Raw genomic sequence first — 25,016 nt, 5'->3', positions numbered from 1 at the left:
AGTATATCCCCCCCTTTATTCTATTTTTAAGCTAATATCAACCGCTTTAACCGAATGGGTTAAACTTCCTGCAGAAAGATAATCAACCTCAAGCTTGGCAAAATCTTCTATATTATCTAAGTTAATACCTCCGGAAACTTCGATTTTAAGGTTTGGATTATAAGCTTTGATAAGGTCTTTAGCTTTTTGGATAGCCTCTGGGGTAAAATTATCTAAAAGAACGATGTCTACAGGGGCTTTAGCTTTTAACAGAAATTCTAACTCTTCTAACGATTTTACCTCGATTTCTATCTTTAGATAATGAGGTAATTTTTTTAGTGCTTGAGGGATTTTTTCTATTCCTCCTAAGACTTTAATATGGTTATCCTTTATCAGGATACCATCTGACAGGGAAAAACGATGATTTTGGGCTCCTCCCACCCTTACGGCGTATTTTTGTAAAACCTTTAAGCCTGGAAGGGTTTTTCTTGTATCAAGTAAAACTGTTTTATAAGGGCTAAGTTTTTTAACCATCTTTCTAGTATAAGTAGCAATACCAGAAAGGTGTTGAAAAAGGTTTAAAACTATTCTTTCAGCTTTTAGTATGCTTTTTACTTTTCCTTCCACCGTGCCTATTTTAGTATAGGCTTCTACCTCCTCTCCTTCATGATAATACCATAGTGTTTTTATTTCTGGGTCGATAAAGGCAAAACCTTCCTCTACTACCGAAGTTCCACAAACGACTAGAGGTTCTTTAGCTAAGAAATAGGCTTTTACTACAGGATTTTCTTTGATTACCAATTCAGTGGTTAAGTCATAAAAAGGAAGGTCTTCTTCAAAGGCTTGCACCAAGAGATTTCTGATTTTCCACTTTTCTAACATTTTTTAAGGTCAATCCTCTGGAAAAATTAAATAAAAGTCTTAATTTTTATCATAACTTGAAACGATAATATGTAAAGGGTCCTGAGGACTTAGTTAAGGAGGTCTTTTATATGGAAGAATTAAAGGAACAGAGGTTAGAAGAAAAACCCAAAACTCAAGAAGAGTCTCAGGTTAAAGAAGAAGAGGTTAAATATTGGAAAGATTTAGCCTTAAGATATGCAGCTGAAATAGAAAACCTTAAGAAAAGTTTTAAAAAAGAAAAGGAAGAATATTATAAATTTGCTTTAGAAAACCTTTTTAAAGAAATATTACCTTGTATAGATAATTTGGAAAGAGCTTTAGAAGCCTTTTCTACTACTCAAAACATAGAGGCCTTAAAACAAGGGGTTGAGTTAACCTTTAAATCTTTAATTACTACCCTTGAAAAATTTGGTTTAAAACAGGTTTTTCCTTCTGTAGGAGAACCTTTTCATCCCTTTTATCACGAGGCTCTTTCTACCGAACCTCATTCAGAGGTACCTTCTGGTAGTATAACCAAGGTATACCAAAAAGGGTATACCTTACACGATAGGTTGATAAGGCCTGCTTTGGTTTGTGTTTGCATGGGTAAAAAAACGGAAAAAAATTCGTCTAAAGAAACAGAAGAGAATATAGTAGAAAACGAATAAAAATTAAAAGGAGGGTTAAAGAAATGAGTAAGGTACCTATAGTGGGTATTGACCTTGGCACTACCAACTCTTGTGTAGCTATATTTGAAGGTGGTGAACCAAAGGTAATTCCTAACAGAGAAGGAACAAGGACTACACCTTCGGTGGTAGCATTTCAAGAAAACGGAGAGATATTGGTTGGTCTTCCTGCCAAAAGGCAGGCTATCATTAATTCTGAGAATACCATCTTTGGTATTAAAAGATTGATGGGAAGAAAGTTTAACGACCCTGTAGTGCAGGAATGGAGTAAAAAGGTGCCATATAAAATAGTAGAAGCACCTAACGGAGACGCTCATGTAGAGATTAGAGGTAAACGTTATAGTCCTCCTGAGATTTCTGCTATGATTCTTAGAAAGATTAAACAAGATTTAGAAGAGTATTTAGGACAAGAAGTAAAAGATGTAGTTATTACCGTTCCTGCCTATTTTGACGACAGCCAGAGGCAGGCAACTAAAGATGCAGGTAGGATTGCTGGTTTAAACGTTATTAGAATTATCAACGAACCTACGGCTGCTTGTTTAGCCTATGGTCTTGAAAAGAAAAAAGAAGGATTAATCGCTGTTTTTGATTTGGGAGGAGGAACTTTTGATATTTCTATCCTTGAAATAGGAGATGGCGTTTTTGAGGTTAAGTCTACTTCTGGAGATACGTTCTTAGGTGGCGAAGACTTTGATATGAGGATAGTAGACTATATCGCAGAGGAATTCAAAAAAGAGCATGGTATAGACTTGAGACAAGACAAGATGGCATTACAGAGATTAAAAGAAGCGGCTGAAAAAGCTAAAATTGAGCTTTCAAGTACTTTAGAGACTGAGATTAACCTTCCTTTTATCACCGCCGATGCTACAGGTCCTAAACATTTAGTGATGAAACTAACCAGGGCTAAGCTTGAAAGTTTGGTAGAGGACCTAATAGATAGATTAGAAGAACCCTGTCGTATTGCCATGAAAGATGCAGGTATTACTCCTAAAGACATAAGCGAAGTTATCTTGGTTGGTGGTATGACCCGTATGCCAAGAGTTCAGCAAAAGGTTAAAGAAATTTTTGGTAAAGAGCCGGTTAAAGGGGTTAATCCTGATGAAGTCGTGGCCATGGGAGCTGCTATCCAGGCTGGAGTGTTAAAAGGAGAGGTAAAAGACGTGCTTCTTTTAGACGTAACCCCACTTTCCTTAGGAATAGAGACTTTAGGTGGTGTTTTTACGGTAATCATTCCAAGAGGAACTACTATACCTACTAGAAAGAGTCAAATTTTTACTACTGCTACCGACAACCAGACAGCCGTTACCATCCATGTATTACAAGGAGAAAGGCCTTTAGCTAAAGACAATAAAAGTATCGCTAAATTTGATTTAGTAGGTATTCCTCCAGCCCCGAGAGGAGTGCCTCAAATAGAGGTTACTTTTGACATAGACGCAGACGGTATTTTACATGTTACCGCTAAAGACTTAGGTACTGGAAAAGAGCAGTCTATCGTAGTAAGACCTGCTTCAGGTCTAAGTGAAGAAGAAATTCAGAAAATTATTAAAGAAGCAGAACAATTTGCTGAGGAAGATAGAAGGAAAAAAGAACTTGCAGAAGCTCGCAATCAAGCAGATAGCCTTATCTATTCTGTAGAAAAGACTTTAAAAGAACTCGGAGATAAGGTACCAGAAACACTTAAGAAAGAAGTAGAAGAAAAAATAAATCAACTAAGAAAAGCTATGGAAGGAGAGGATTTAAACGAAATAAGAAGGACAAGCGATGAGTTAACCCAGGCTTCTTACAAACTTGCAGAAATGCTTTATAGAGAAAAAGCGTCTTCTGCTTCTCAAGGTGGGGCTTCTTCTAAAGAAGAAACTAAGAAAAAAGGCGGAGATGATGTAATAGACGCAGATTTTGAGGAAATGAAATAAACTTCAAGGGGGCTAAAACGCCCCCCTTTCTTCTTTGAAAGAGGGCTTTAGGTGATTACTCATTCAAAAAAAATAGCCATTACCTTAGGTTGTCCAGCAGGTATAGGTCCAGAAGTAATCCTTAAGTCTCTTGATTATTTTAAAAAAAATTTTCCTGAGATATTAAACCATCTTTTAATCATAGGGGACGAAAAGGTTTTAAAAGAAAGGGCTTGCTGGTTAAAGGTTGAATTTCCTAAAGAGGTAGAAGTTTTATCCCTTTCTGAACTAAGCATCCAACCTGGAAAGCCTTGTATTGAAGGCTTTTTAGCCATGAGCAGTTTTGTTCAAAAAGCTATAGAATTAGCTAAAGAAGGGAAGATAAAAGCTATCGTTACTGGACCTATCAGTAAAGAGGGATTAGAAAAAGTTGGGGTCAAACATAAAGGACATACAGAATGGCTGGCTAAAGACCTTGGTTCTAAAGAGTTTGTCATGAGTTTTTATGGAGAAAGATTAAAAGTCTCTTTGGTTACCACCCATATTCCTTTAAAAGAGGTCTCAGAAAGAATAACCACCGATAAGGTCTTTACTACGGTAAAACTTTCCTATGAATTTTTGTTAAAACTTGGGGTGGATTATCCTAAGATAGCTCTTTGTGGGGTTAACCCACACGCAGGAGAAGGAGGTCTATTAGGTAAAGAAGAAGAGACGGTTTTAAAAGACGTTATAAACCTTTGTCAAGAGGCAGGGTTCCCTGTGTATGGTCCTTATCCGGCTGACAGCCTCTTTTTCTGGGCCTATCAGGGGCGTTTTGACTTGGTAGTAGCGATGTATCATGACCAAGGATTGGCCCCTTTTAAACTTATTCATTTTGAAGACGGAGTAAACCTTACCTTAGGACTTCCAGTAGTAAGGACCTCTCCTTGTCATGGGACTGCCTATGATATTGCAGATAAAGGTATAGCTAATCCTTCAAGTTTTATTCAAGCGATAAAGTTAGCCTATAAACTTTCTCGAGCTTAATCTTTTCTTGATTTTTAAAAAATTTTAAGTTAAAATTCATAAATTGATGATAAAAAAATTGCGTTTTGGCATCCTTTTACTTTTTTTAGTCCTTTCGTTGTTTGGCTTTTTCTTGGTAAACATAGACTTTTTGCTCAATCAACCTTGGTTTAAAGAGCGACTTTTCAAATTTCTCAAAGCCAGCCAACAGATAGATTTACAATATGAAAAGATAAAGGTAGACCTTTTTGAGGGAAAGGTAAAGGTTAAAGAATTAAGTTTTAAAAATAAGTCTTATGAAATAGAAGTTCCTGAGGGCACTGCGGTTTTTTCTTTGTCTAAGATTTTTCGGTTAAATTTTTTCCCCGAAACACTTCAGCTAAAAAAACTTAGACTAAAGGCTTATTTTTCTCCGAAGCCTTTTAACCTTTATCGGTTAAGAGATCAGCTAAAAGGTATGGGTCCTTTTGTTCTTCAAGCTAAGGAAGCAAGGATTGACTATGAAACCCAAATAGGCTGGTTAACCTTTGAGAAAACAGACCTATTTTTTAAGATAGACAAAAACCAAGCTCTATGGGAATTAATCTCTTTAAGCAGTCCTTTGTTTAAAGAAGCTGAGATAAAGGGAAGACTAAACCTTTCGACCCTTTTTTTAGAGAACTCTGTTAACTTGAAAGCCTTTGACTTTAACGGTCTCTCCAAGTTTAAAGACCTTCCTATAAACCATCTCTCTTCAGACTTGATGGCAGAACTTTCTTTAGAAAAAGAGACCCTTAATCTTTCCTTTCAGCTACTAAACCCTCAGTTGGTTTTAAAAGAGGCTCCTAAGGAAAGGTTGTTAGGTGGGCTTATTACTGGGGTGCTGATTTATCAACCAGATATACTTAAGTTGGACTTAAAAAAAATAGTTTTTAGAAATCCTTATATAGAGGCACAAGGGGAATTTTTAAAGAAAAAAGACTCGATTAGCACCCGTTTTAAGGTTAAAAGACTTGATTTGGAAGAGGTTAAAAGGATAGGCCTGCTTTATTTTGAAAAACAAAAGGAAGTAAAAGAGGTTTTTGATTTGGTTGGTGGAGGGATTTTAGAAGAGATAGAGGTTGATTTGTCTGGTAAAGATTTTAAAGACTTGATTGACTATAAAAAAATAAAGGCCAAGGGAAGATTAAAAGAAGGAAAGATAATCCTTGGTTTTCTTCCTTTAAACTTAGAAAAGGTAACAGGAGAGATAGGTTTTGTAGAAGGAAGGCTTAATTTTAACGGCACCTTAGCGATAGAAGAACAGATTTTAGGAACAGTAAAGAACTTTGGTTTAGTCCTTTCTAAGAAACAACCTGAAGTTTGGTTAGAAGGGACTATCACTGGTAAAGCTGAAAAGATTAAAAACCTGGTATTAAACTTCGAGATGTTTAAATCTTACCAACAAAAGATAAAAGATTTTAAGACAGAGGGAAACTTGGTATCTAATATAGAATTGAAAGGTCCTTTGACTGACCTTAATCTAAAGGTTGGCTTAGTTTCAGAAGATATGATTTTAACCTTACCAGATTATAGAGCTTCCTTACAACTTAAAACAGCAGACCTGGCTTATTATAGAAACAGGTTATTTCTTTCTAATTTGCATTTACTCACCGAAGGTTTAAACCTAAAAAACGGAATGGTAGATTTAAACTTTAATTCGATGGATGTGTGGGTTAAGGTTTTGGGATTAACCATCAAACCCGCTTTTATAGAGGTTTTAGAAGAGAAGCAAGAAGAGATAGGGGCGTTTTTAAAAGAAAGAAAACTTCAGTTTGAAGCTTTAGAAATAGAAGAAGGTTGGTTTAAGGGTAATCTGAACCAGTTGACCCAAGAACAAACCAACCTAAAACAAACTATTTTAAACAACCTATACCTAAAAGGAAAGGCGAGTAAAGTAAGTTTGGTTCAAGAGGAAAAGGGGGAAAGGTTTGAAGGCTATACAGAATACATTCCTTTAGTTTGGCAGCAAGGGGTTTTTGAGTTTGGAGAAGCCCCGTTAGAAGTTGAAGGCTCTGCCTTTATGGTTAAAGGCAAAGTTTTCGGGGAAGAGGTATACTTAGAAGTCAAAGGTGAGCTAAAAGAGGGGTTAAAGACAAAGATAGAAAAGCTTTTGGGGCTTGATAAGGGTTCTTTTCAATTAAAAGCTCCGATAAAAATAGAAAGTTTAGCCTTAGGGTATAAAAAAGAAGAAGTTAAAACTAAGGGAAATTACCAGATTTTAGATAAAGAGATATCTTTAAATTTAGAACAAACTAAAGACCAGACGTTTTTGTCTGGGAGTTTTATAGGAAAAGAAAGCCAGCAACATTTTTCAGCGAAGTTATCCAAAACTCAGGTTGACTTAAACCTTCAAGGAAAACTTAGGTTAGAAGAACTTGTCTCTATTTTTGCTGAAATTCCTTATCAAGCTGAAGGATGGGTAGAAAGCCATCTGTCTTTAAATTTTAAAAAAGATAAAGACTTTTTAGATTCCTTGATAGACAGATATTTAAACAAAGAGCTTTTGGTTAAGGAGGGTTTAGTAAGATTTCAAGGGGTTAAGGTTAAAGATTCGTTAGGGATTGATGGTGAGATAAAGATTAACCAAGACTTATTGGTTTATGGAAATTTTAAAGTAGAGTGGGATAATTCTACAGTTTTAGCCGATTTAAAACTTGATAAAAATCCTAAATCTCTTCTGCTTACAGGAGGTTTTAAGGCTGAAAAGATAGACCTAAAAAAATTGGTAGGTGTGGGCAACGAGCAAAAAACTTCTAATAAAGAAAGTAAAAAGGATTTTTGGGAGTATTTTAAAGGGGTTCCGTTAATAGCAGATATCAAAATAGGTGCAGATAAATTAATATTCCCTACGTCTCATGAAATGGAACATCTTAGTTTAGAGGTAAATCTAAATACGAAGGCCAAACTTTTATGGGTAAATCTATCTAACGCTAAATTTTGTGGAATAGGGGTAGACTTTATCTATTCTCTTTCAGAGGGAGTTCATCAGGCTTTTGTAGACCTTTTACCTTCAGAAGGAGACTTTTTAGACCTTTTCTCGTGTCTTTATCCTGAGGAGATGCCTAAGGTTATATTAGAAGGTCCATATAAGATGAAAGGTTATGCTTATTTGGAAGGAGATAATGAGGAGCTTCTTAAAAATACGCAGGGAGAATTAACGATTAAGTCCAAAAAAGGATATGTCTATCGAGCCCCTCTTGTAGCGCATCTTTTGGGATTTTTAAGCCCTATAGACCTTTTTAGCGGAAAGGTTCCTAACTTAGAGAACCAGTTATTACCTTATGAAGAATTAAATTTCAGGTCTAAGTTAGAGGATAAAACCCTAATCATAGATGAAGCCTTTCTTTCTGCCTCAGGGTTTAGACTTTTTGGAGAAGGACCGATAAACTTGACTAACAAGCAACTTAACCTTACTTTTTACGCCTCGCCTTTTAAGACAGTAGATGTTATCATAGAAAAAATCCCAAAGTTAGGCCCTTGGGTGCTTGGTAAACCAAGAATGCTTGTATATATTCCTTTACAAGTAATAGGTACTTATGATAACTACACCATCGTCCCGTTGCATCCTAGTAGTATAGGAAAGGGGGTTTTTAACTTTATTTTTAGGCTTTTTGGAATTTCGGAAGATTTTTATCAAAAAAATCCCAAAGTTAACCTTAACATAAAAAGTAAAAAAGAAGAGCTTTTAAAAGGAAAAGAGGAAATGACCCGTTGAAAAAGCCAGTTTCTATCCTTTTTGAAGATAAAAACCTTTTGGTGGTCAACAAACCTGCAGGTATAGTAGTCCAAGGGGCAAGAGATTCAGAGATATCTTTGTTAAAAACTTTAAAAGATTTTATAAAAAGACGAGACCAAAAAGAAGGAGGGGTATTTTTAGCGGTGGTTCATAGGTTAGATAAACCTGTTTCTGGGGCGTTGGTTTTAGCCAAAAGAACTAAGGCAGCTAAGAGGATCTCTGAAGCCTTTAGACAAAAAGAAGTGATTAAATTGTATGTAGCCGAGGTAGAAGGTAGTTTAAAAGGTCAAAGTTTAATTAAGACTTATCTCAAATGGGACCAAAAGGCTAAAAAGGCTTTAGTTTTTGAAGAGCATCAAGAGGGGGCAAAAGAAAGTTTAACCTATTATGAGGTCTTAGAATGTAGAAAAAAAAGGTCTTTGGTGTTGCTTTTTCCCATAACTGGGAGAAAGCATCAGCTTAGGGCAGTTTTAAGTTATCTTGGTTTTCCTATCGTAGGGGATGTGAGATATGGAGCCAAAACCTTGGTTTTAAAAGGTAAGGCTATCGGTTTACATGCTTGTTTTTTACGTTTCCCTCATCCTATAACCAAAGAACCTTTGGAATTTTTGGCCCCATTTCCTGAATATTTTTCTCTTGGCAATCTTGACAAAACCTTAAACTTGGGGTTTTTTAATAAAAAGTTCGAAGCTTTAAAAAATTTTTATAAGGAGTAATCCTTGGAAAAAACACAACAAAACGAAACACAGTTACCTGTATTATGTGCTACTTGTGCTTGGAGAGAAGTTTGTGCTAAAAAGTTCTCCTTTGACAATACTCAACCTTTAAAATGTCCTGACTATTCTCCAGATGTTAAACTTTTAAAAAATTTAAGGAAGGAGACGGAGGTTGATAAGACAGAAGATTAAAGAGGTTATAGAAAAAGCGGTAGAGTCTACTTTTGGAAAAATAAACTTACCTAATTTTGAAATAGAAACTCCTAAAAAAGATTCTTTTGGGGATTATGCTACCAACATAGCTTTTGTCTTAAAAAACACTGTAGGATTGTCTCCCATAGAGATAGCCGAGAGGCTTACTACAGAACTTCTAAAAGAAAAAGACCTTTTTGAGAAGGTAGAGTTTGTTAAGCCGGGATTTATTAATTTTTGGGTATCTCCTCGGTATTATTTTGAGAACCTACTTAAGGCTATAGAAGAGAAAGACGATTATGGACGGGTTGATATAGGAAAAGGCAAGAGGGTTTTGGTTGAGTTTGTCTCAGCCAATCCTACAGGTCCACTTCATATCGGCCACGGAAGAGGGGCAGCCTATGGAGATTCTTTAGCAAGGGTGTTAGCCTTTACTGGTTATTCAGTGACTAAAGAATATTATATCAACGACAAAGGCACCCAGATGGATATTTTAGGTGAGTCTGTCTATCTTAGAGCTAAAGAATTAAAAGGAGAAAAAATAGATTTTCCCGAAGACTTTTATAAAGGGGCCTATATCTATGATATAGCTAAAAAGGTTTTGACAGAGCATCCTAATCTATTAGAGTTAGAAAAAGATAAAGCTATAGTAATTTGTAGAGAGATAGCAATAAAAACCATTCTCGAAGATATAAGGTCAGACCTTGAAAGGTTTAGGGTAGTTTATGACAACTGGTATTCAGAAAAAAGCCTTTACGAAAGGGCAAAGGTAGACGAGTTGATAAATCTTTTACAACAAAGAGGCTTGATTTATGAGAAAGAAGGAGCTTTATGGTTCAAGTCTTCTGCATTTGGAGACGAAAAGGATAGGGTGTTAATACGTTCAAACGGAGAATATACCTACTTTGCAGGAGACATTGCTTATCATTATGAAAAGTTTGTAGACAGAGGGTTTGAACTTGCTATTAATCTTTGGGGAGCAGACCATCATGGATATGTAAAACGTTTAAAGGGTGCCCTTAAAGCCTTAGGTTTAAATCCAGAAGCCTTAGAGGTTATTCTTATTCAGATGGTTAACCTTATAGAGGGTGGTGAGTTAAAAAGTATGTCCACCAGGCAAGGAGAGTTTGTAGAGTTAAAAGAACTTTTGGACAAGGTAGGGGTAGATGCTACGAGATATATATTTTTGAGTAGGTCTTCTGACTCTCCTTTAGATTTTGATATAGATTTAGCCCAAAAGCAATCTCAAGAAAACCCTGTTTATTACGTGCAGTATGCCCATGCTAGGATATGTAGTATTTTTGAAAAGGCAAAGGAGCAGGGCTTAGAAAAAATAGACTGGGAAATGGTGGATTTTAGTGTTCTTTCGTCAGAAGAAGAGATAGCCCTTGCTAAGAAGATAGAAGAGTTTAAAGAGGTGGTGGTATCTGCAAGCCGGTTTTTTGCACCTTATAAGCTTACTTATTACTTGTTAGACCTTGCTAAACAGTTTCACGAGTTTTATACCAAACATCGAGTGCTTTCAGAAGATAAAGAGCTAAGTTTAGCCAGACTTGGTTTATGTTTAGGTTGCAAAGTAGTTTTAAAAAATGGTTTAAACCTTTTAGGGGTTAACGCTCCAGAAAGAATGTAAAAAAGGAGGTTACAGATTATGGAGGGAAAGAAGGTTAAAATAGAGGTAAGTCGGGTAGCTTTAGTTTTTATCATCCTTTTTGGTTTATGTTTATTGGTTTGGAGTTTTATCATAGGGGTTTGGGTAGGAAGTAAAATAGGTCCTAAAGAACAGGAAAACGCCACTTTTGAAACTGCTGCTATCAATGTTACTCAATCCTCTCAACCAACCAACGAAACCGTAACCCTCCCACCTCCTCCACCTGCTAATGCAACCGCTGAGCAGCCTGTTGACTTTAAAGATAACGCTTCTACTCAAGCCTTTGTACCACCCCCTCAACCTGTATACCAAGAAAATAAAACCGAAGCTAAAATAACAGAAAAAAAGTCGGTAGTTAAGTCTAAAGAAATTGAAGTAAAGGAACCTACTAAACCAAAAGAAACAACCTCTAAGACTAAAGAGGTTGCTCAGCTCTCTAACCAGATAAAAAAAGGAACCTTTGGGCTTCAAGTAGGAGCTTTTTCTCAGAAAGAATCTGCTGAAAAGTTAAGAGCCTTAGCTGAAAAGAAAGGATATCCAGTTACGGTAAAGGCTGTAGCTTCTGAAGGGAAAACCCTTTACAAAGTTTATGTAGGTAGATACTCTAATAGAGAAGAAGCAGAAAAGGCAGTTTCGAAAGTAGCCTCTGACCTTGGGGTAAGTAAACCTTTTGTGGTAGAGCTAAAATAAGTTTTGGTGAGAAGAGGATTTTAATTTGATAAGAAAGGCCAAACTTTCAGATATAAAATATATCTATAAACTGATTTTACATTTTTCTAAAAAAGGGGATGTTATCCCTAGGCCTTTATCAGAGTTATACGAACACGTGAGGGATTTTTTTGTTTATCAAGAGAAGGATTTGATAGTAGCTGCTTGTGCTTTACAGATTTGCTGGGAAGATTTAGCAGAGATAAGATCTTTGGTGGTAAGTGAAGAGTATCAAAAAAGAGGTATTGGTTTAGCCCTGGTAATGGCTTGTTTAGATGAGGCTAAAGAGCTTGAAATACCGAAGGTTTTTGTGTTAACCAGGGTACCTGCTTTTTTTGAGAAAATAGGTTTTGTAAGAGTTAATAAGTCTGAGCTACCTTATAAGGTATGGTCAGATTGTGTAAAATGTACCAAATTTCCCGACTGTGATGAGATACCTATGGTTAAAGAAATTTTTTAAAATTACCCTTGACTTTTTTTTAAAAACATATAAAAATAAGATACAAAAGTAAGTTTTAAAGTTTTAAATATTTTTGAAAAAAGGGTTTAATTAAAAAATAAAAGGAGGTGTTAGGTATGCCAACAGTTGAGTACAAAGGTAAGGTTTTTGAAGTAGATGAAGACGGTTTCTTAGCAGGTGGTCTTGATGCTTGGTGTCAAGAATGGGTTGAGTATGTAAAAGAGTTAGAAGGTATTCAGGAGTTAACCGAAGAGCATTGGAAAGTTATTAACGTTCTTCAGGACTATTACAAAAAGAACGGCGTAGCCCCTATGGTTAGGATTTTATCTAAAGTAACAGGTTTTCCTTTAAAGAAGATTTATGAATTGTTCCCCTCTGGTCCTGGAAAAGGAGCTTGTAAAATGGCTGGATTACCTAAACCTACTGGGTGTGTGTAAAAGATAACAATGTTTTTTTATAAAAGGGGTGGGATTACTCACCCCTTTTATTCTTTAGTTTTTTCTTTTCTATTATTTTCTATAATTTATTTGTTTTTAACTTCTGTAGGGTTAGCTAAAAAGTTAGACGTAAATCAAGCTACAGTAGAAGAGCTTGAAAAACTTCCTGGTATCGGCAAAAAAACCGCTCAAGCCATCGTAGATTATCGAGAAAAAAACGGCCCATTTAAGTCTTGGGAAGATTTAGAAAAGGTAAAGGGTCTTGGTCCTAAAAAGATACAGTTGTTAAGATCTTATCTTACCTTGGGAGAAGAGGGAGAGAAGGTTAAACAAGATAAAAAAGAAAATACTAAAGCTAAAGGTAAAAATACCTTTAATAGTTCTTCTTTTAAACCTTTGATCTATTATTATGTAGATGAAAAAGGAAAAATTCATTATACCCAATTTCCTGAAAGTGTTCCTCTAAAATATAGACATTCGTTAAGACCTGTAAATCCTTAACAAATTGTTAACCTAAAATAGATAAATACCAAGTGGTTGCTTGTTTTGGTTAGTAAAAAACCTTGATTAACCCATAGAAAACTAATGGTTATTGCCCCAAGATAGAGAATTTTCTCATAGATCTTGGTTTTTGTCTTGCTTAACGGGATTTTTTTAGTAAAATAGAGAAAATTTTGGATTTTTTGAAGGGGTGTTTTTATGGTTGATTATGGGTTGAATGAAGATCAAAAGATGCTAGTTGAGCTTATAAAGAGGATTGGAGAAGAGTATATCAAACCTTATGCTTTAGATTGGGACGAAAGAGAAATTTATGATGAAACACCTATCAAAGCTTTAGCCCAAGCAGATTTTTTTGGGATAATCGTCCCTAAGGAGTATGGTGGTTTAGGCTGGGGGAGTTTAGAGATGTGCCTTGCGGTGGAGCATCTTTCTTACTATTGTGCTGGAATATCTACTACTTACGCTGCTTCTTTTCTTGGGGCTTATCCTATTATTTTTTTTGGTAATGAAGAACAAAAATCTCAGTATTTACCTCGCATCGCTAAAGGAGAAAGTCTTTGTGCTTTTGCTTTAACAGAACCTCAAGCAGGAAGCGATGCCTTTGGTATAAAAACCACTGCCAAAAAAGAAGGGGAATATTATATATTAAACGGAGTAAAACAGTGGATAACCAACGGAGGTATTGCTGATATCTATGTAGTTATAGCTCTTACAGATCCTTCTAAAGGGGCTCGAGGGGCTAGTGCTTTTATTGTAGAAAAGGGAGATCCAGGGTTTTCAGTAGGAAAGAAAGAGAAAAAGTTAGGTTTAAGGGCCTCGGTTACTACCGAGCTTTTTTTTAACGATTGTGTAATCCCTAAATCAAGACTAATCGCCAGAGAGGGTATGGGTTTTATCGTAGCTTTAAAAACATTAGATTATGCCAGATGCGGAGCAGGAGCACAGGCTGTAGGTATAGCCCAGGCTGCAATGGAGGTTTCTTTAAAGCATGCTGCATCAAGGATTCAGTTTGGTCAACCGGTTTATCAGTTTCAAGCAGTGAGTCATACCTTTGCTGAAATGGCGATGAAAATAGAGGCAGCAAGAAGCTTACTTTATAGTGTGGCAAGATTTATAGACCGAGGAGCTAAAGATTTTTCTGGAGCTTCTTCTATGGTAAAATGTTTTGCTACAGACATGGCTATGTGGGTCACAGAAAGGGCCATCCAAATGATGGGTGGTTTGGGATATATGAGGGATTATCCTGTGCAAAAATACTTTAGAGACGCAAAATGCTTGCAGATTTATGAAGGAACCAACGAGATCCAAAGAAATGTGATAGCCAGAGAACTTCTCAAATACTATAAATAAAATGGGGTTAGAGATGGAAAAAATAATTCTTTGTATAAAAGGAGTGCCTAAGCCAGGCACAGTCAAAGTAGACCCTAAGACCCACACCTTAAAAAGAGAAAGTTTAGAGTTAATCCTTAACCCACCTGACAGACAAGCAATAGAGATGACAGCCCGGCTTAAAGAAACTTACGGTTTTAAAGTTTATGTTATTACTATGGGACCTCCCAATGTAATACCTCTTTTAAAAGAGGTATATGGGATAGTAGCCGATGAGATGGTACTTTTATCTGATAGAGCCTTTGCTGGTTCAGATACCTTGGCTACCAGTTATGTGCTTGCTCAGGCTATTAAAAGGTTGTCGCCTTATTCTTTGGTGCTTATGGGGCTTAAATCTATAGACGGAGAGACTTCACAAGTCCCTCCAGAAACCGCAGCTTTACTTGAACTACCCTCTCTTACCCATGTTAAAGCTATCTATAAAGAAGAAAATAGTTGGGTGGTAATCCGCCAAACAGAATACGGAGAAGAGGAGTTAGAAGTAAACCCTCCTTTTGTAGCTTCTATTTTACCTGAGGCTTTTGACTATTTAAGACCGCCTTCTTTAAAAAGACTTTTAGAAGCCAAGGTAAAGGAACCGATGGTTCTTGCCGCTAATGATTTGGATTTAATCCCTGAAAGATTAGGTCTTAATGGGTCACCTACCCAAGTAGTAGACGTTTTTGAGAAAAAGATAGAAATTAAAGGCCAGGTGATAGAAGGAGATCCTTCCTTTTTGGTAGAAAAACTTGTTTCAGTTTTAGAACAAAAAGGAATAATCAATCCTTAGAGGTGGGATATGTTTAAAAAATATAGATTAGAAAATCTTGAGAAGGGAAATCTTATAGCCTTTGGTGAGGTCTTTCAAGGAATGTTACATCCTTCATCCATAGAGATTTTAACCCCTTTGAAAGATTTAGGTTTAAAACTGAACAAAAAAGTAGTCCTTGTATGTCTGATAGATGATGTAGATTCTTTTAAAGATTTAGAACTACTTAAAAAATGTATAGCCGATGAAATTTGGATGGTTTGTCATCAAGAACTGGCTCATTTTAGAGATGATTTATATGCTGAAGTTTTGGTGGAAATGGTAAAAGCTACCGATCCTTGTGGTTTGTTTTTTCCTGCAACCTCGATAGGGTGCTCTTTAGCTCCTCGGATAGCAGGTAGGTTAAATTTAGGCCTTTGTGCCCATGTTAACCATTTAGAGATAGAAGATGGAAAGATAGTAATGACAAGGCCTACTTACGGAGAAAACATCATCGCTAAGCTTATTTCTAACACCAGTCCTGTGATGGCAACCTTATCTATAGGTGCGTTTTCTGCTATCTATGGCGAAAAAGAACCTAAGTTTTTTGAAGTAGAGATGCCTTCTGATTTTTCGTGGGTAAGTAAGCTTAAGGTTAGGAGGTTTACGCCGGCTGCAAAACAACCTAACAGACTCTCTACGGCTAAAGTGGTGATAGCTGGAGGAAGAGGACTTAGGTCTAAAGAAAACTTTCAGAAACTTTTTGAATTGGCAGAGGTTCTTAGAGCCGAGGTAGGGGCCACTCGTCCGGTATGTTATGAGGGTTGGGTTGAAGAAGATAGGATGATAGGCATAAGTGGGGTAACGGTAAGACCCAAGGTTTATATAGGTTTAGGGATCTCAGGGGCGTTACAACATACTGTAGGTATGGAAAACTCAGAATATATCGTGGCGGTAAACATCGATAAAGAAGCTCCTTTGGTTAAGATGGCACATCTTGGATTGATAGGAGATGCTCCTAAAGTGTTAGATCTTTTGATAAAAAGACTTAAGAAATAAGCTTTTTAAACTTTTCTTTAAGCCTTTTTATGTGGTCTCCTTCCCAGTAAAGTTTTTGGCAAAGGGGACAGTAGTTAAATTCATTATAAAAGCGATAGACCTTTTCAGGAATAAGGTCTTTAAAATCCTCTTTGTTTACCGGGATAAGTTCGGTTCCACATAAGGTACAAATGTTAAGTTGAAGGTCTGTTGTAAGGTTTAAACGGTTTATACAAAGTTTAAGTTGAGTTTTCAAGTTTTCTCTTGGTAAAAGCAAAAATTTTACCCCTGCTTTTTCTAACTTAGATGCGGTTTCAGGGCTGGTTATCAAGAAAAAACAATCTTTATGTTTTAAGATTTCTTGGTCGGTAATCTTACCTTTACAAAAAATCACTTGAAAACCTATAAACCTGAGCCATTTTCCTAAACCTTTAAGACTTTCTTCTAAAAAAAACTTTATCATTCAGGTTTAGGCTTTTTTTCCCATCCAGGGAGAAGGTGTAATTCTAATATCTGTTCTATTTTTACTTCAGAAGGTGCGCCGGTAAGTAGACATTGTGCCCTTTGGGTTTTGGGAAAGGCGATAACCTCCCTTATGCTCTTTTTACCAAGCATAAGCATGATTAACCTGTCAAGTCCAAAGGCTATTCCTCCGTGAGGAGGGGCTCCAAACTCTAAGGCATTAAGCAAGAACCCAAATTTTTCTTCAGCTTCTTCGTTAGAAATGTTTAACAGTTTAAAAATCTTTTGTTGAAGCTCTCTGCGATGTATACGTATACTCCCTCCGCCTACTTCTACACCGTTTAGCACTAAATCATAGGCTTTAGACCTCACTTTTAAAGGATCGGTGTCTAAGAGATGAAGGTCTTCCTCTTTAGGATGAGTAAAGGGATGGTGCACCGAAACCAGTCTGTTTTCTTCAGGGTCCCATTCAAAAAGAGGAAAATCTACTACCCAGGTAAAGGAAAAAGTCCCTTGAGGTATTAAGTTAAGCTTGGTAGCTATATGTTTTCTTAGTTCTCCTAAAACCAAATTAGCTATCTCTTTAGTGTCGGCTACAAAAAAGAAGGTAGCCTGTTCCTCTTCTGTTTCAAACCTTTCTGCTAACCGCTCTAAAAGAGAGGGTTCAAAGAATTTTACGATAGGAGAGCTCCATTTTTCTTCAAAAGAGCTACCGTTTTTATTATATTTTATCCAGGCAAGACCTTTTGCTCCTAAGTCTTGAGCAAATTTAGTTAAATCGTCTAATTCCTTTCTTGAAAAAGAGGCTGGAGCCTTTAAACCTTTTATCACACCGCCTGCGTCTAAAGCCAAACGAAAGACCTTAAAAGAAGTTTCTTTAAAAAGTTCAGAAAGATCTTTTAACCGCAAGTCAAACCTTAGGTCAGGACGGTCTGTGCCGTATTCTTCCATAGCCTTTTCAAAGGTTATCACCGGAAAGGGGATGGAAAGGCTAATTCCAAGGTTTTTCTCAAACACGTAAGCCATCAGTTCCTCTATCAATGCCATTACATCTGTTTCTTCTACAAAAGACATTTCCATATCTAATTGAGTAAACTCAGGCTGTCTATCTGCTCTTAGGTCTTCGTCCCTAAAACATCTTACAATTTGGTAGTATTTATCTACCCCTGCTACCATCAAAATCTGTTTAAAAAGCTGAGGAGATTGAGGTAAAGCATAAAACTTACCAGGATAAAGACGACTTGGGACCAAATAGTCTCTTGCACCTTCTGGGGTGCTTTTGGTTAGATAGGGTGTTTCTATCTCTAAGAATCCCTTAATGTTTAAAAACTCTCTTATACAATGGTTTACCTTATGTCTAAAAATAAAAGGGGTTAATCCGTCGGGACTTCTCATTTCTAAATAACGATAATTTAAACGGATTGACTCAGAAACCTCTGAAAGGTCTTCGTCAAGAGGAAAAGGAGGGGTTTTTGAGGTATTATGTATCTCTACGTCAGTGGCTACCAGCTCTATGTCTCCTGTAGAGATTTTTGGGTTTTCCATCCCTTCTGGCCTTTTTCTTATTTTTCCTCTTACACTTATTACATATTCTATCCTTATAGAGTCAGCTAAAGCATGAACCTCTGGGTCTATGTCTTCTTCAAAAACTACCTGAAGAAGACCAGACCTATCCCTTAAGTCTAAGAAGATGATACCACCGTGGTCACGTCTTCTAAGCACCCATCCAGACACTGTAACTTCTCTTCCTATAAAGTCTTTGTTTAGCTCTCCTATATAAACCTCTCTCTTAAGACGCATCTAAATCTCCTCCTTTTTACCTTAAAACTTAAAAATTGCCCTTATATTATAGCACCAAAGAGAAAAATCCTATAGTATTTGCTTTAACTTTTTCTGAAAACTCTTCTAAAGAAACCCCTTTTATCTCCGCGATTTTTTGAGCAGTATATGGCAAAAAGGCAGGTTCGTTTCTTTTTCCTCTAAAAGGCACAGGGGCTAAGTAAGGGCAGTCGGTTTCTATCAAAATCCGGTCTAAAGGAATAAGTTTTATTGCCTCTCTTAGGTCTTCAGCCTTAGGAAAGGTTACAACCCCAGGGATAGAGATATATCCTCCTATATCAAGGACCATTTCTGCTATTTTAGCACCTGCAGTAAAACAGTGAGATACAAACTTAATCGGCAAAAAGTTTTTAAGAATATCCACGGCGGTTTTCCAAAGGCCTTCGTCTCCTCTAAGATGAAGGATTACAGGTTTTTGATAGGCTTTAGCCAAGGAAAGTTGTTTTTCAAAGTGTTTTATTTGCATCTCTTTAGGTGAATATTCCTTTACCCAGTCAAGTCCAATTTCTCCAAGAGCTACTGCTTGGGTTAATAAATTTTCAAGCTCCAAATAGTCTTTTTCTGCGATTTTTTTAACCTCATGGGGATGAAACCCTATAGCTGGAGAAATGAAGTCAGGATATTTTTGATACAGTTCTAAGGCTTTTTTGTTGGTAGAAGGGTTAATACCTACTACTATGCAGTGTATAACCCCTGCTTCTTTAGCCCTTTTGATGGTATCCTCTAAATCTTTTTTGAACTCTGGAAGGTTAAGATGGGCATGACTATCTATAAATTCTACCACCTAAGACCTCCCCTTTTTTAAAAATAAGTAAAATCAATAGCCAAAAACTCATACATAAGACTACTGCGCTTGAAAAAGGTATATCCCATAGAATAGAAAACAGCATTCCGGTTAAAAGGCTTAAAAGGTTGGTTAAAGTAGTTAATAAGATAGTTTGTTTAAGATTTTTACCTATTTTTAACCCAAAGGTGCTGGTAAACACAAACAGAGAAGAAACCAACAGCACCCCCATAAGTTTAATGCTAATAAAAACCTGAAGGGTTAGAACGACTAAAAAAAAGAAATTAGGCCATTTAAAATCAATCCCTGGGACCTCAACGTCTGTGGTTTGGGTTACCCAGAGAGGATAATACTTAAAAAACACCACTCCGGTTAAAAGGGATATCCATAGGCTGTCAAAAACTTCTTTAGAACTAACCACTAACAAACTTCCAAAAAGATAGGAAAGAAGTCTGGTGTCATATTGAGAGGTTTTTGCGATGATGATTAAAGCTATGCCCAGGGCTAAGCTGGTAATGATAGAAGTTGCAGTATCTTCATAAAGTTTAAGCTTTCTTTTTAAGAAAAAAATTAAAAAGGTACAGAAAAAGGCTATCAGTCCCATGATAGGGTATTCTAAAACAGGATAGGCTAAAAGAGAGGGGAAAAATTCTGAAAGTACAGAAATAAATATAATGGCTAAAAATAAAATGTGGGTTAAGGCATGAGGAAAAAGAGAATTTCTTTTTAAGACCAAAAAAGGAGAGGTAAAGGCAAAAGAAATTCCAAGGAAAACTCCAGATAAAAGCCCATACTTTAAAATATCTAAAGATAACCAAAGCTCGTTCATTTTTTACCAGTGGGTATGTTCTATCCGATGATAGTCAGAATAAAAATCTTTTTGGGTGCTTAAAACACAAAACTCTTCGTGACTTCCGTGGAAAAATAGATTTTTGTTAATACAGGCGATTTTATTTACCGATTTGGTGAGCAACCAGGTTTCATGGGTGATAAGAAGAATGGTAAGGCCTTTTTGATGTAGATCTTTTAACACATTATGAAATCTTTCTTGAGAAAAAAAGTCAAGGCCTACCGAAGGTTCATCAAGGATCAAAACCTGCGGTTTTAAAACTAAGGCCCTTGCTATATAAGCTCTTTGTAGTTGTCCGTAAGATAGTTGTCCTAATTTTTTATTTAATAAGTTTTCAAGCCCAAAAAGGTGGATAACCTCTGCTAAATAGGTTGGGTTTAAACGTTTATTATACCATTTTTCAGGTAGTATTAAAAATTCTTTTACTGTAAGGGGGGTTAAAAAGTCTATCAAATCACCTGCCCTTTGAGGGACATAACCTATTTTAAACCATTCTTTAAAATCTTTTAATTCTTTATTCCACCAAAAAACCTTCCCTTTAATCGGTTTTAAAAAGCCTAAGATACATTTGATTAGAGTAGATTTTCCCCCTCCATTAGGACCTATCAGGGCTAAGAAATCTCCTTGTTTCACCTCAAAGTTTATATCTTTTAATACTAAAGCTTCGTCGTAGGCAAAGTAAAGGTTTTCTACCTTTAATACCGTTTGGTTCATAAAGAATTTTTAATCTCTTCCCAGATTTGATCAAGCTGTGTCAAACTTAGTTCTTCCCAAGAAAGCCCTCTTTTTTCTACTTCTTGTTCTAAGCGTTTAAACCGAGTCTCAAACTTTTCTAAAGCTACTTTTAAGGCTTCTTCAGGATTGATGTTTAGTTTACGAGAAAGATTGGCTACGGTGAAAAGAAGGTCTCCTATTTCTTCTTTTAAGGCTTCTTGGTCTCCTTTTTTAATCGCTTCTTTTAATTCTTCTGTTTCTTCTTTAAGCTTGTTTAAAACCTCTTCAGGAGCTTCCCAGTCAAAACCTACTCTTGCTGCCCTTTCTCCTAAACGGAAAGCTCTTTGCAACGCAGGCAAGCTTTTAGGAATGTTCCCTAAAACCGAAGAACTTTTACCTTCTTCTTTTTTTACCCTCTGCCAATGTTTTAACACCTCTTCCGCAGTCTTAGCTACCTCGTCTCCAAACACATGAGGATGGCGTTTTATCATCTTTTGAGCGGTATAATAAAAAAGGTCTTTATAGGAAAAGACCCCTTTTTCCTCATAAAGATAGAGGATAAAAATTAACAAAAATAATAAGTCCCCTAACTCTTCTCTGACTTCTTCATCCTTTTCTTTTTCTATGGCTTCTATAAGTTCGTAGGTTTCTTCTATAAGATATTTTTTTAAGGTTTGGGGGGTTTGCTGTTTATCCCAAGGACAGCCCTTTTCTCCTCGTAAGTTTTTTACTATTTCTCTTAGAGTTTCAAACCCAGCCTGATCTTTAGTAACCTTCATTTTTAGTCCTTTTTAAACTTTTTCATGATGTGAGGAATTAATCCTCCGTCTTCTAAAATTTCTTTCATAAACTGCGGTAAAGGTTTGGTAGTATAGGTTTTATTCTTGGTAAGGTTTATGATTTTTCCTTCTTCAGGATAAACCTCAAGCTCATCCCCTGTTTCTATGTCTTTTGATGCCTCTTGGCATTCAAGGATAAGAAGTCCGGTGTTAAAGGCATTGCGGTAAAAGATCCTGGCAAAGCTTTCGGCTATCACACAGGAGATACCACAGGCTTTTATCGCTATGGGGGCATGTTCTCTGGATGAACCACAACCAAAGTTTTTACCTGCTACTATGATATCGCCAGGGTTTACCTTTTTGGCAAACTCTGGGTCTGCATCTTCCATGCAATGTTTGGCAAGTTCTTCTGGGTCGGTGGTATTAAGATATCTTGCAGGAATGATAACATCTGTGTCTATGTTATCTCCAAACTTCCAGGCTTTACCTTTTATGTTTTGCATAACTAACCTCCTTTTTATAGACCTAATTCTTCAGGTGTGGTAATGTATCCTGTAACCGCACTGGCAGCAGCTACGGCAGGGCTGGCTAAATAAACCTCACTTTCAGGATGTCCCATCCTACCTACAAAATTTCTGTTGGTAGTAGCTACAGCCTTTTCTCCTTTGGCAAGGATACCCATGTGTCCTCCTAAACAAGGTCCACATGTAGGAGGAGATATTATAGCCCCAGCCTCTATAAAAATGTCTAAAAAGCCTTTTTTTAGGGCTTCCTTATAGATTTTAGGAGTAGCAGGGATAATGATACATCTTACGTTAGGATTTACTTTTCTTCCTTTAAGGATTTTAGCAGCTATGGCAAGGTCTTCTAACCTGCCGTTGGTGCAGGACCCTATCACTACTTGGTCTATATAAATTTTAGGAAGGTCTTTCACTGATTTTACGTTAGAAGGAAGGTGAGGTAAAGCTACTACAGGGTCTATTTGAGAGACATCATATTCCCTTATTTCTGCATAAGTGGCTTTTTTGTCAGGTTTTAAAACTAAAGGAGGTTTAGTAGAATGTTTTTTAACATAGGCTAAAGTTTTTTTATCTGGGATTATTAATCCTACCTTTCCCCCAGCTTCTATCGCCATGTTGGACATGGTAAACCTTTCTGCCATCGATAGACTTTCTATAACTTCTCCGGTAAACTCCATCGCCTTGTAAAGGGCTCCGTCTACCCCAATGTCTCCTATGGTATAAAGGATTAAGTCCTTTCCTGTAACCCAAGGCTTAAGCTTTCCGTAATAAACAAACTTGATGGTTTCAGGCACCTTAAACCAGGTTTTCCCGGTTATCCAGGCACCGGCAAGGTCTGTAGACCCAACTCCTGTAGCAAAAGCACCAAGTGCTCCGTAGGTACAAGTATGACTATCCGCACCTATTACTATGTCTCCAGGCACAACCAGTCCTAGCTCAGGTAAAAGGGCATGCTCTATTCCGCAAGCCCCACCTTCATAATAATGAGGAAGACGGTACTTTCTCGCAAATTCACGACATATCCTTACCTGTTCAGCACTTTTTATGTCTTTATTTGGGGTAAAGTGATCCATAACTAGGACTATCTTTTCTGGATCAAAAACTCGGTTTATTCCAGTAGCTTCAAAAACTTTAATGGCTAAAGGACCGGTGATATCGTTAGCTAAGGTAAGATCTACCGGTACTTCTACTAATTCTCCTGGTTCTACATAGTCTTTTCCAAACTTGTGAGCTAAGATTTTTTCTGCTAAAGTCATCGGCTTTTTTCCCATATCTTTACCCCTACAGGTTTTTTTAGAGATAATAAATTTTAAAACTTAAGAAATATTTTGCAACCTAAATTTTTTAGAAGATTGCTCAAAATATTCCACCTAAGCAGTAATATATGGCAGGAAGTGGAGAACGTGGGGTGTTATCTCATTAATTGTATAAAGGCCTTAAGAATAATAAAAGGCATGGTAGCTTCCTCAAGAACTAACACACAAAAATTGTCTACCTTCTCATTTCTTAGAAAAGATTTTTAACTTGTTCCATAAGAGGTATTTTCAAGTCAAAAAGTTTTGACACAATAAAATAGACACTTGTAATATCACCTATCTGAGGACGCCTTGACTACAGGAAAAAAGATATTAAAGTTAGCCTTATGAAAAAGGTAAAGGCTGATTTCCTTATTATCGGGGCAGGTATCATAGGGCTTGCCTTAGGTTTAAAACTAAAGGAGCGTTTTCCTGAAAAAGAAGTCTATATCATAGAAAAAGAAAAAGAACTCGGGTTTCATAGCAGCGGAAGAAACAGTGGGGTCCTTCATGCAGGTTTCTACTATTATCCAGATTCCTTGAAGGCTAAGTTTACTAAAAAGGGAAACGAAGAACTAACCCGCTACTGCGAAGTCAAAGGCCTTGGTATAAGAAAATGCGGTAAGGTAGTGGTTGCTAAGTCTGAAGAAGACCTTCCTACCCTTTATGAACTAAAAAGAAGAGGAGAGGCTAACGGGGTAGAGGTTTATTTGATAGACGAAAAGGAGCTTAAAGACCTTGAACCTAATGCTAAAACCTTTCAGAAAGCCCTCTGGAGCCCGACTACTTCAACCGTAGACCCTATAGAGGTTCTTAACGCTTTAAAAAAAGACTTGGAAACGATGGGTGTTAAGTTTTTCTTTAACACCCCTTACCAAAAAAGACTTGGTGAAAACGAAATTTTTGCAGGAAAAATCCTTTTTTCAGCAGAAAAAATCATCAACGCCTCAGGCCTTTACGCCGATAAAATAGCTAAAGATTTTGGTTTTGGTAAAGACTATGTGATTTTACCTTTTAAAGGTCTTTATTTAGAATATACTGGCACCTCTCAGTTTATTTCAAGAAATATTTATCCTGTACCAAATCTTAAAAATCCTTTCTTAGGGGTACATTTTACGATAAAAATTGATGGGACCATTAAAATCGGTCCTACTGCTACTCCTTGTTTATCAAGGGAAAATTACGGCCTTTTTTCTAACTTTAAACTTAATGAGATGACAGAGATTGGGAAGTATCTCTTTTTGCTTTTTTTTAAAAATTCTAAGTTTAGAAGTCTTGCTTTGGATGAGTTAAAAAAATATTGGAAGTCTTATTTGATAAGTGAAGCCCAGAAATTAGTCTATTATATGGATCAGAGAGGGTTTAACCGTTGGGGGAAACCAGGTATAAGAGCCCAACTTTTACACAAGGATACTTTGGAGTTGGTGCAAGACTTTGTAGTAGAAGGAGACCAACATAGTCTTCACATCTTGAATGCAGTGTCTCCAGCGTTTACCGCTTGTCTTCCTTTTGCTGAATATGTAGTAACTCGGTTTTTATAAAATTTTAAGGAAAAAACATGCAAAATCCTGACCAAACTTTTCACAAAGAAGATTTTCTGGTTTGTAAATACTGTGGAGGAAAAGCGGTTTTAGAAGGAACCTGAGCAAAAGGGAAGGTAAGGTGCCTTACCTGCGGAATAGAAAGACCGGCTAAGGAATATGAAGAGGAAATCGAAAAATTAAAAGAAGCTTGGATTTCAGGCCTCGGTTG

General features: G+C 36.7%; 24 protein-coding genes. 15 read left to right on the top strand and 9 right to left on the bottom strand.

The window, feature by feature from the left end:
• Positions 1-15: 15 nt before the first annotated feature.
• Complete coding sequence (nadC, locus tag F1847_RS06160) at positions 16-861, bottom strand: carboxylating nicotinate-nucleotide diphosphorylase (protein ID WP_150072202.1); 846 nt, start codon at positions 859-861, stop codon at positions 16-18.
• A gap of 110 nt (positions 862-971) precedes the next feature.
• Here nadC and grpE point away from each other — a divergent pair, with 110 nt between their 5' ends.
• From grpE to F1847_RS06090, 14 genes are all read left to right on the top strand, one after another.
• The gene (grpE, locus tag F1847_RS06155) at positions 972-1,529 is read left to right on the top strand and encodes a nucleotide exchange factor GrpE (protein WP_150072201.1); all 558 of its coding nucleotides are present in this window, start codon (positions 972-974) and stop codon (positions 1,527-1,529) included.
• Positions 1,530-1,552: 23 nt separating this feature from the next.
• A complete protein-coding gene (gene dnaK, locus F1847_RS06150; RefSeq protein ID WP_150072200.1) occupies positions 1,553-3,460 on the top strand; it encodes a molecular chaperone DnaK in 1,908 nt (635 codons plus the stop codon).
• A 51-nt stretch (positions 3,461-3,511) separates the two neighbouring features.
• Positions 3,512-4,465: a 4-hydroxythreonine-4-phosphate dehydrogenase PdxA gene (pdxA, locus tag F1847_RS06145; protein WP_240702770.1), complete on the top strand. Its 954-nt coding sequence runs from the start codon at positions 3,512-3,514 to the stop codon at positions 4,463-4,465.
• Positions 4,466-4,511: 46 nt separating this feature from the next.
• Positions 4,512-8,180, top strand: a complete 3,669-nt coding sequence (locus tag F1847_RS06140) for an AsmA-like C-terminal domain-containing protein (RefSeq protein WP_150072199.1) — start codon at positions 4,512-4,514, stop codon at positions 8,178-8,180.
• Positions 8,177-8,917, top strand: a complete 741-nt coding sequence (locus F1847_RS06135) for an RluA family pseudouridine synthase (RefSeq protein ID WP_150072198.1) — start codon at positions 8,177-8,179, stop codon at positions 8,915-8,917. The genes F1847_RS06140 and F1847_RS06135 overlap by 4 nt, the downstream gene beginning before the upstream one ends.
• 3 nt (positions 8,918-8,920) lie before the next feature.
• Complete coding sequence (locus F1847_RS06130) at positions 8,921-9,109, top strand: hypothetical protein (RefSeq protein ID WP_150072197.1); 189 nt, start codon at positions 8,921-8,923, stop codon at positions 9,107-9,109.
• A complete protein-coding gene (gene argS, locus F1847_RS06125; RefSeq protein ID WP_150072196.1) occupies positions 9,090-10,742 on the top strand; it encodes an arginine--tRNA ligase in 1,653 nt (550 codons plus the stop codon). The genes F1847_RS06130 and argS overlap by 20 nt, the downstream gene beginning before the upstream one ends.
• 18 nt (positions 10,743-10,760) lie before the next feature.
• Positions 10,761-11,450 carry an SPOR domain-containing protein gene (locus F1847_RS06120; RefSeq protein ID WP_150072195.1) on the top strand — a complete coding sequence of 230 codons (690 nt, stop codon included), beginning with the start codon at positions 10,761-10,763 and terminating at the stop codon, positions 11,448-11,450.
• Positions 11,451-11,475: 25 nt separating this feature from the next.
• Positions 11,476-11,928: an N-acetyltransferase gene (locus F1847_RS06115; protein ID WP_150072194.1), complete on the top strand. Its 453-nt coding sequence runs from the start codon at positions 11,476-11,478 to the stop codon at positions 11,926-11,928.
• A gap of 116 nt (positions 11,929-12,044) precedes the next feature.
• A complete protein-coding gene (locus tag F1847_RS06110) occupies positions 12,045-12,365 on the top strand; it encodes a TusE/DsrC/DsvC family sulfur relay protein (protein ID WP_150072193.1) in 321 nt (106 codons plus the stop codon).
• Positions 12,366-12,374: 9 nt separating this feature from the next.
• The gene (locus tag F1847_RS06105; protein ID WP_150072192.1) at positions 12,375-12,866 is read left to right on the top strand and encodes a ComEA family DNA-binding protein; all 492 of its coding nucleotides are present in this window, start codon (positions 12,375-12,377) and stop codon (positions 12,864-12,866) included.
• A 198-nt stretch (positions 12,867-13,064) separates the two neighbouring features.
• A complete protein-coding gene (locus F1847_RS06100; protein WP_150072191.1) occupies positions 13,065-14,216 on the top strand; it encodes an acyl-CoA dehydrogenase family protein in 1,152 nt (383 codons plus the stop codon).
• Positions 14,217-14,229: 13 nt separating this feature from the next.
• Complete coding sequence (locus F1847_RS06095; protein ID WP_168194282.1) at positions 14,230-15,024, top strand: electron transfer flavoprotein subunit beta/FixA family protein; 795 nt, start codon at positions 14,230-14,232, stop codon at positions 15,022-15,024.
• A 9-nt stretch (positions 15,025-15,033) separates the two neighbouring features.
• Complete coding sequence (locus tag F1847_RS06090; protein WP_150072189.1) at positions 15,034-16,041, top strand: electron transfer flavoprotein subunit alpha/FixB family protein; 1,008 nt, start codon at positions 15,034-15,036, stop codon at positions 16,039-16,041.
• Here the strand turns inward: F1847_RS06090 and F1847_RS06085 are convergent.
• Genes F1847_RS06085 through leuC form a run of 8 tightly spaced genes read right to left on the bottom strand, consistent with a single transcriptional unit; the run spans position 16,031 to position 23,240 of the window.
• A complete protein-coding gene (locus tag F1847_RS06085) occupies positions 16,031-16,483 on the bottom strand; it encodes a Mut7-C RNAse domain-containing protein (protein ID WP_150072188.1) in 453 nt (150 codons plus the stop codon). The two genes, F1847_RS06090 and F1847_RS06085, sit on opposite strands and share 11 nt — an antisense overlap.
• A complete protein-coding gene (gene aspS / locus F1847_RS06080; protein ID WP_150072187.1) occupies positions 16,480-18,282 on the bottom strand; it encodes an aspartate--tRNA ligase in 1,803 nt (600 codons plus the stop codon). The genes F1847_RS06085 and aspS overlap by 4 nt, the downstream gene beginning before the upstream one ends.
• A 46-nt stretch (positions 18,283-18,328) precedes the next feature.
• Positions 18,329-19,105, bottom strand: a complete 777-nt coding sequence (locus F1847_RS06075; protein ID WP_150072186.1) for a TatD family hydrolase — start codon at positions 19,103-19,105, stop codon at positions 18,329-18,331.
• Positions 19,086-19,934 carry a metal ABC transporter permease gene (locus F1847_RS06070; protein WP_150072185.1) on the bottom strand — a complete coding sequence of 283 codons (849 nt, stop codon included), beginning with the start codon at positions 19,932-19,934 and terminating at the stop codon, positions 19,086-19,088. The genes F1847_RS06075 and F1847_RS06070 overlap by 20 nt, the downstream gene beginning before the upstream one ends.
• Before the next feature lie 3 nt (positions 19,935-19,937).
• Complete coding sequence (locus F1847_RS06065; protein WP_150072184.1) at positions 19,938-20,669, bottom strand: metal ABC transporter ATP-binding protein; 732 nt, start codon at positions 20,667-20,669, stop codon at positions 19,938-19,940.
• A complete protein-coding gene (gene mazG, locus F1847_RS06060) occupies positions 20,666-21,448 on the bottom strand; it encodes a nucleoside triphosphate pyrophosphohydrolase (RefSeq protein ID WP_150072183.1) in 783 nt (260 codons plus the stop codon). The genes F1847_RS06065 and mazG overlap by 4 nt, the downstream gene beginning before the upstream one ends.
• A 2-nt stretch (positions 21,449-21,450) precedes the next feature.
• The gene (gene leuD, locus F1847_RS06055) at positions 21,451-21,951 is read right to left on the bottom strand and encodes a 3-isopropylmalate dehydratase small subunit (RefSeq protein ID WP_150072182.1); all 501 of its coding nucleotides are present in this window, start codon (positions 21,949-21,951) and stop codon (positions 21,451-21,453) included.
• 14 nt (positions 21,952-21,965) lie between these two features.
• Positions 21,966-23,240 carry a 3-isopropylmalate dehydratase large subunit gene (leuC, locus tag F1847_RS06050; RefSeq protein ID WP_150072181.1) on the bottom strand — a complete coding sequence of 425 codons (1,275 nt, stop codon included), beginning with the start codon at positions 23,238-23,240 and terminating at the stop codon, positions 21,966-21,968.
• Between the two features lie 371 nt (positions 23,241-23,611).
• Between leuC and lhgO the strand changes: the two genes are divergently transcribed.
• Entirely contained in the window at positions 23,612-24,805 is a 1,194-nt protein-coding gene (gene lhgO, locus F1847_RS06045) for an L-2-hydroxyglutarate oxidase (protein WP_150072180.1), read from the top strand.
• Positions 24,806-25,016 lie beyond the last annotated feature (211 nt).

Source organism: Thermodesulfobacterium sp. TA1, assembly GCF_008630935.1.
In the GTDB taxonomy this organism is placed as follows: domain Bacteria; phylum Desulfobacterota; class Thermodesulfobacteria; order Thermodesulfobacteriales; family Thermodesulfobacteriaceae; genus Thermodesulfobacterium.
Note: the sequence above shows the minus strand (reverse complement) of the source record. Positions and strands in the feature narration are given on the sequence as shown.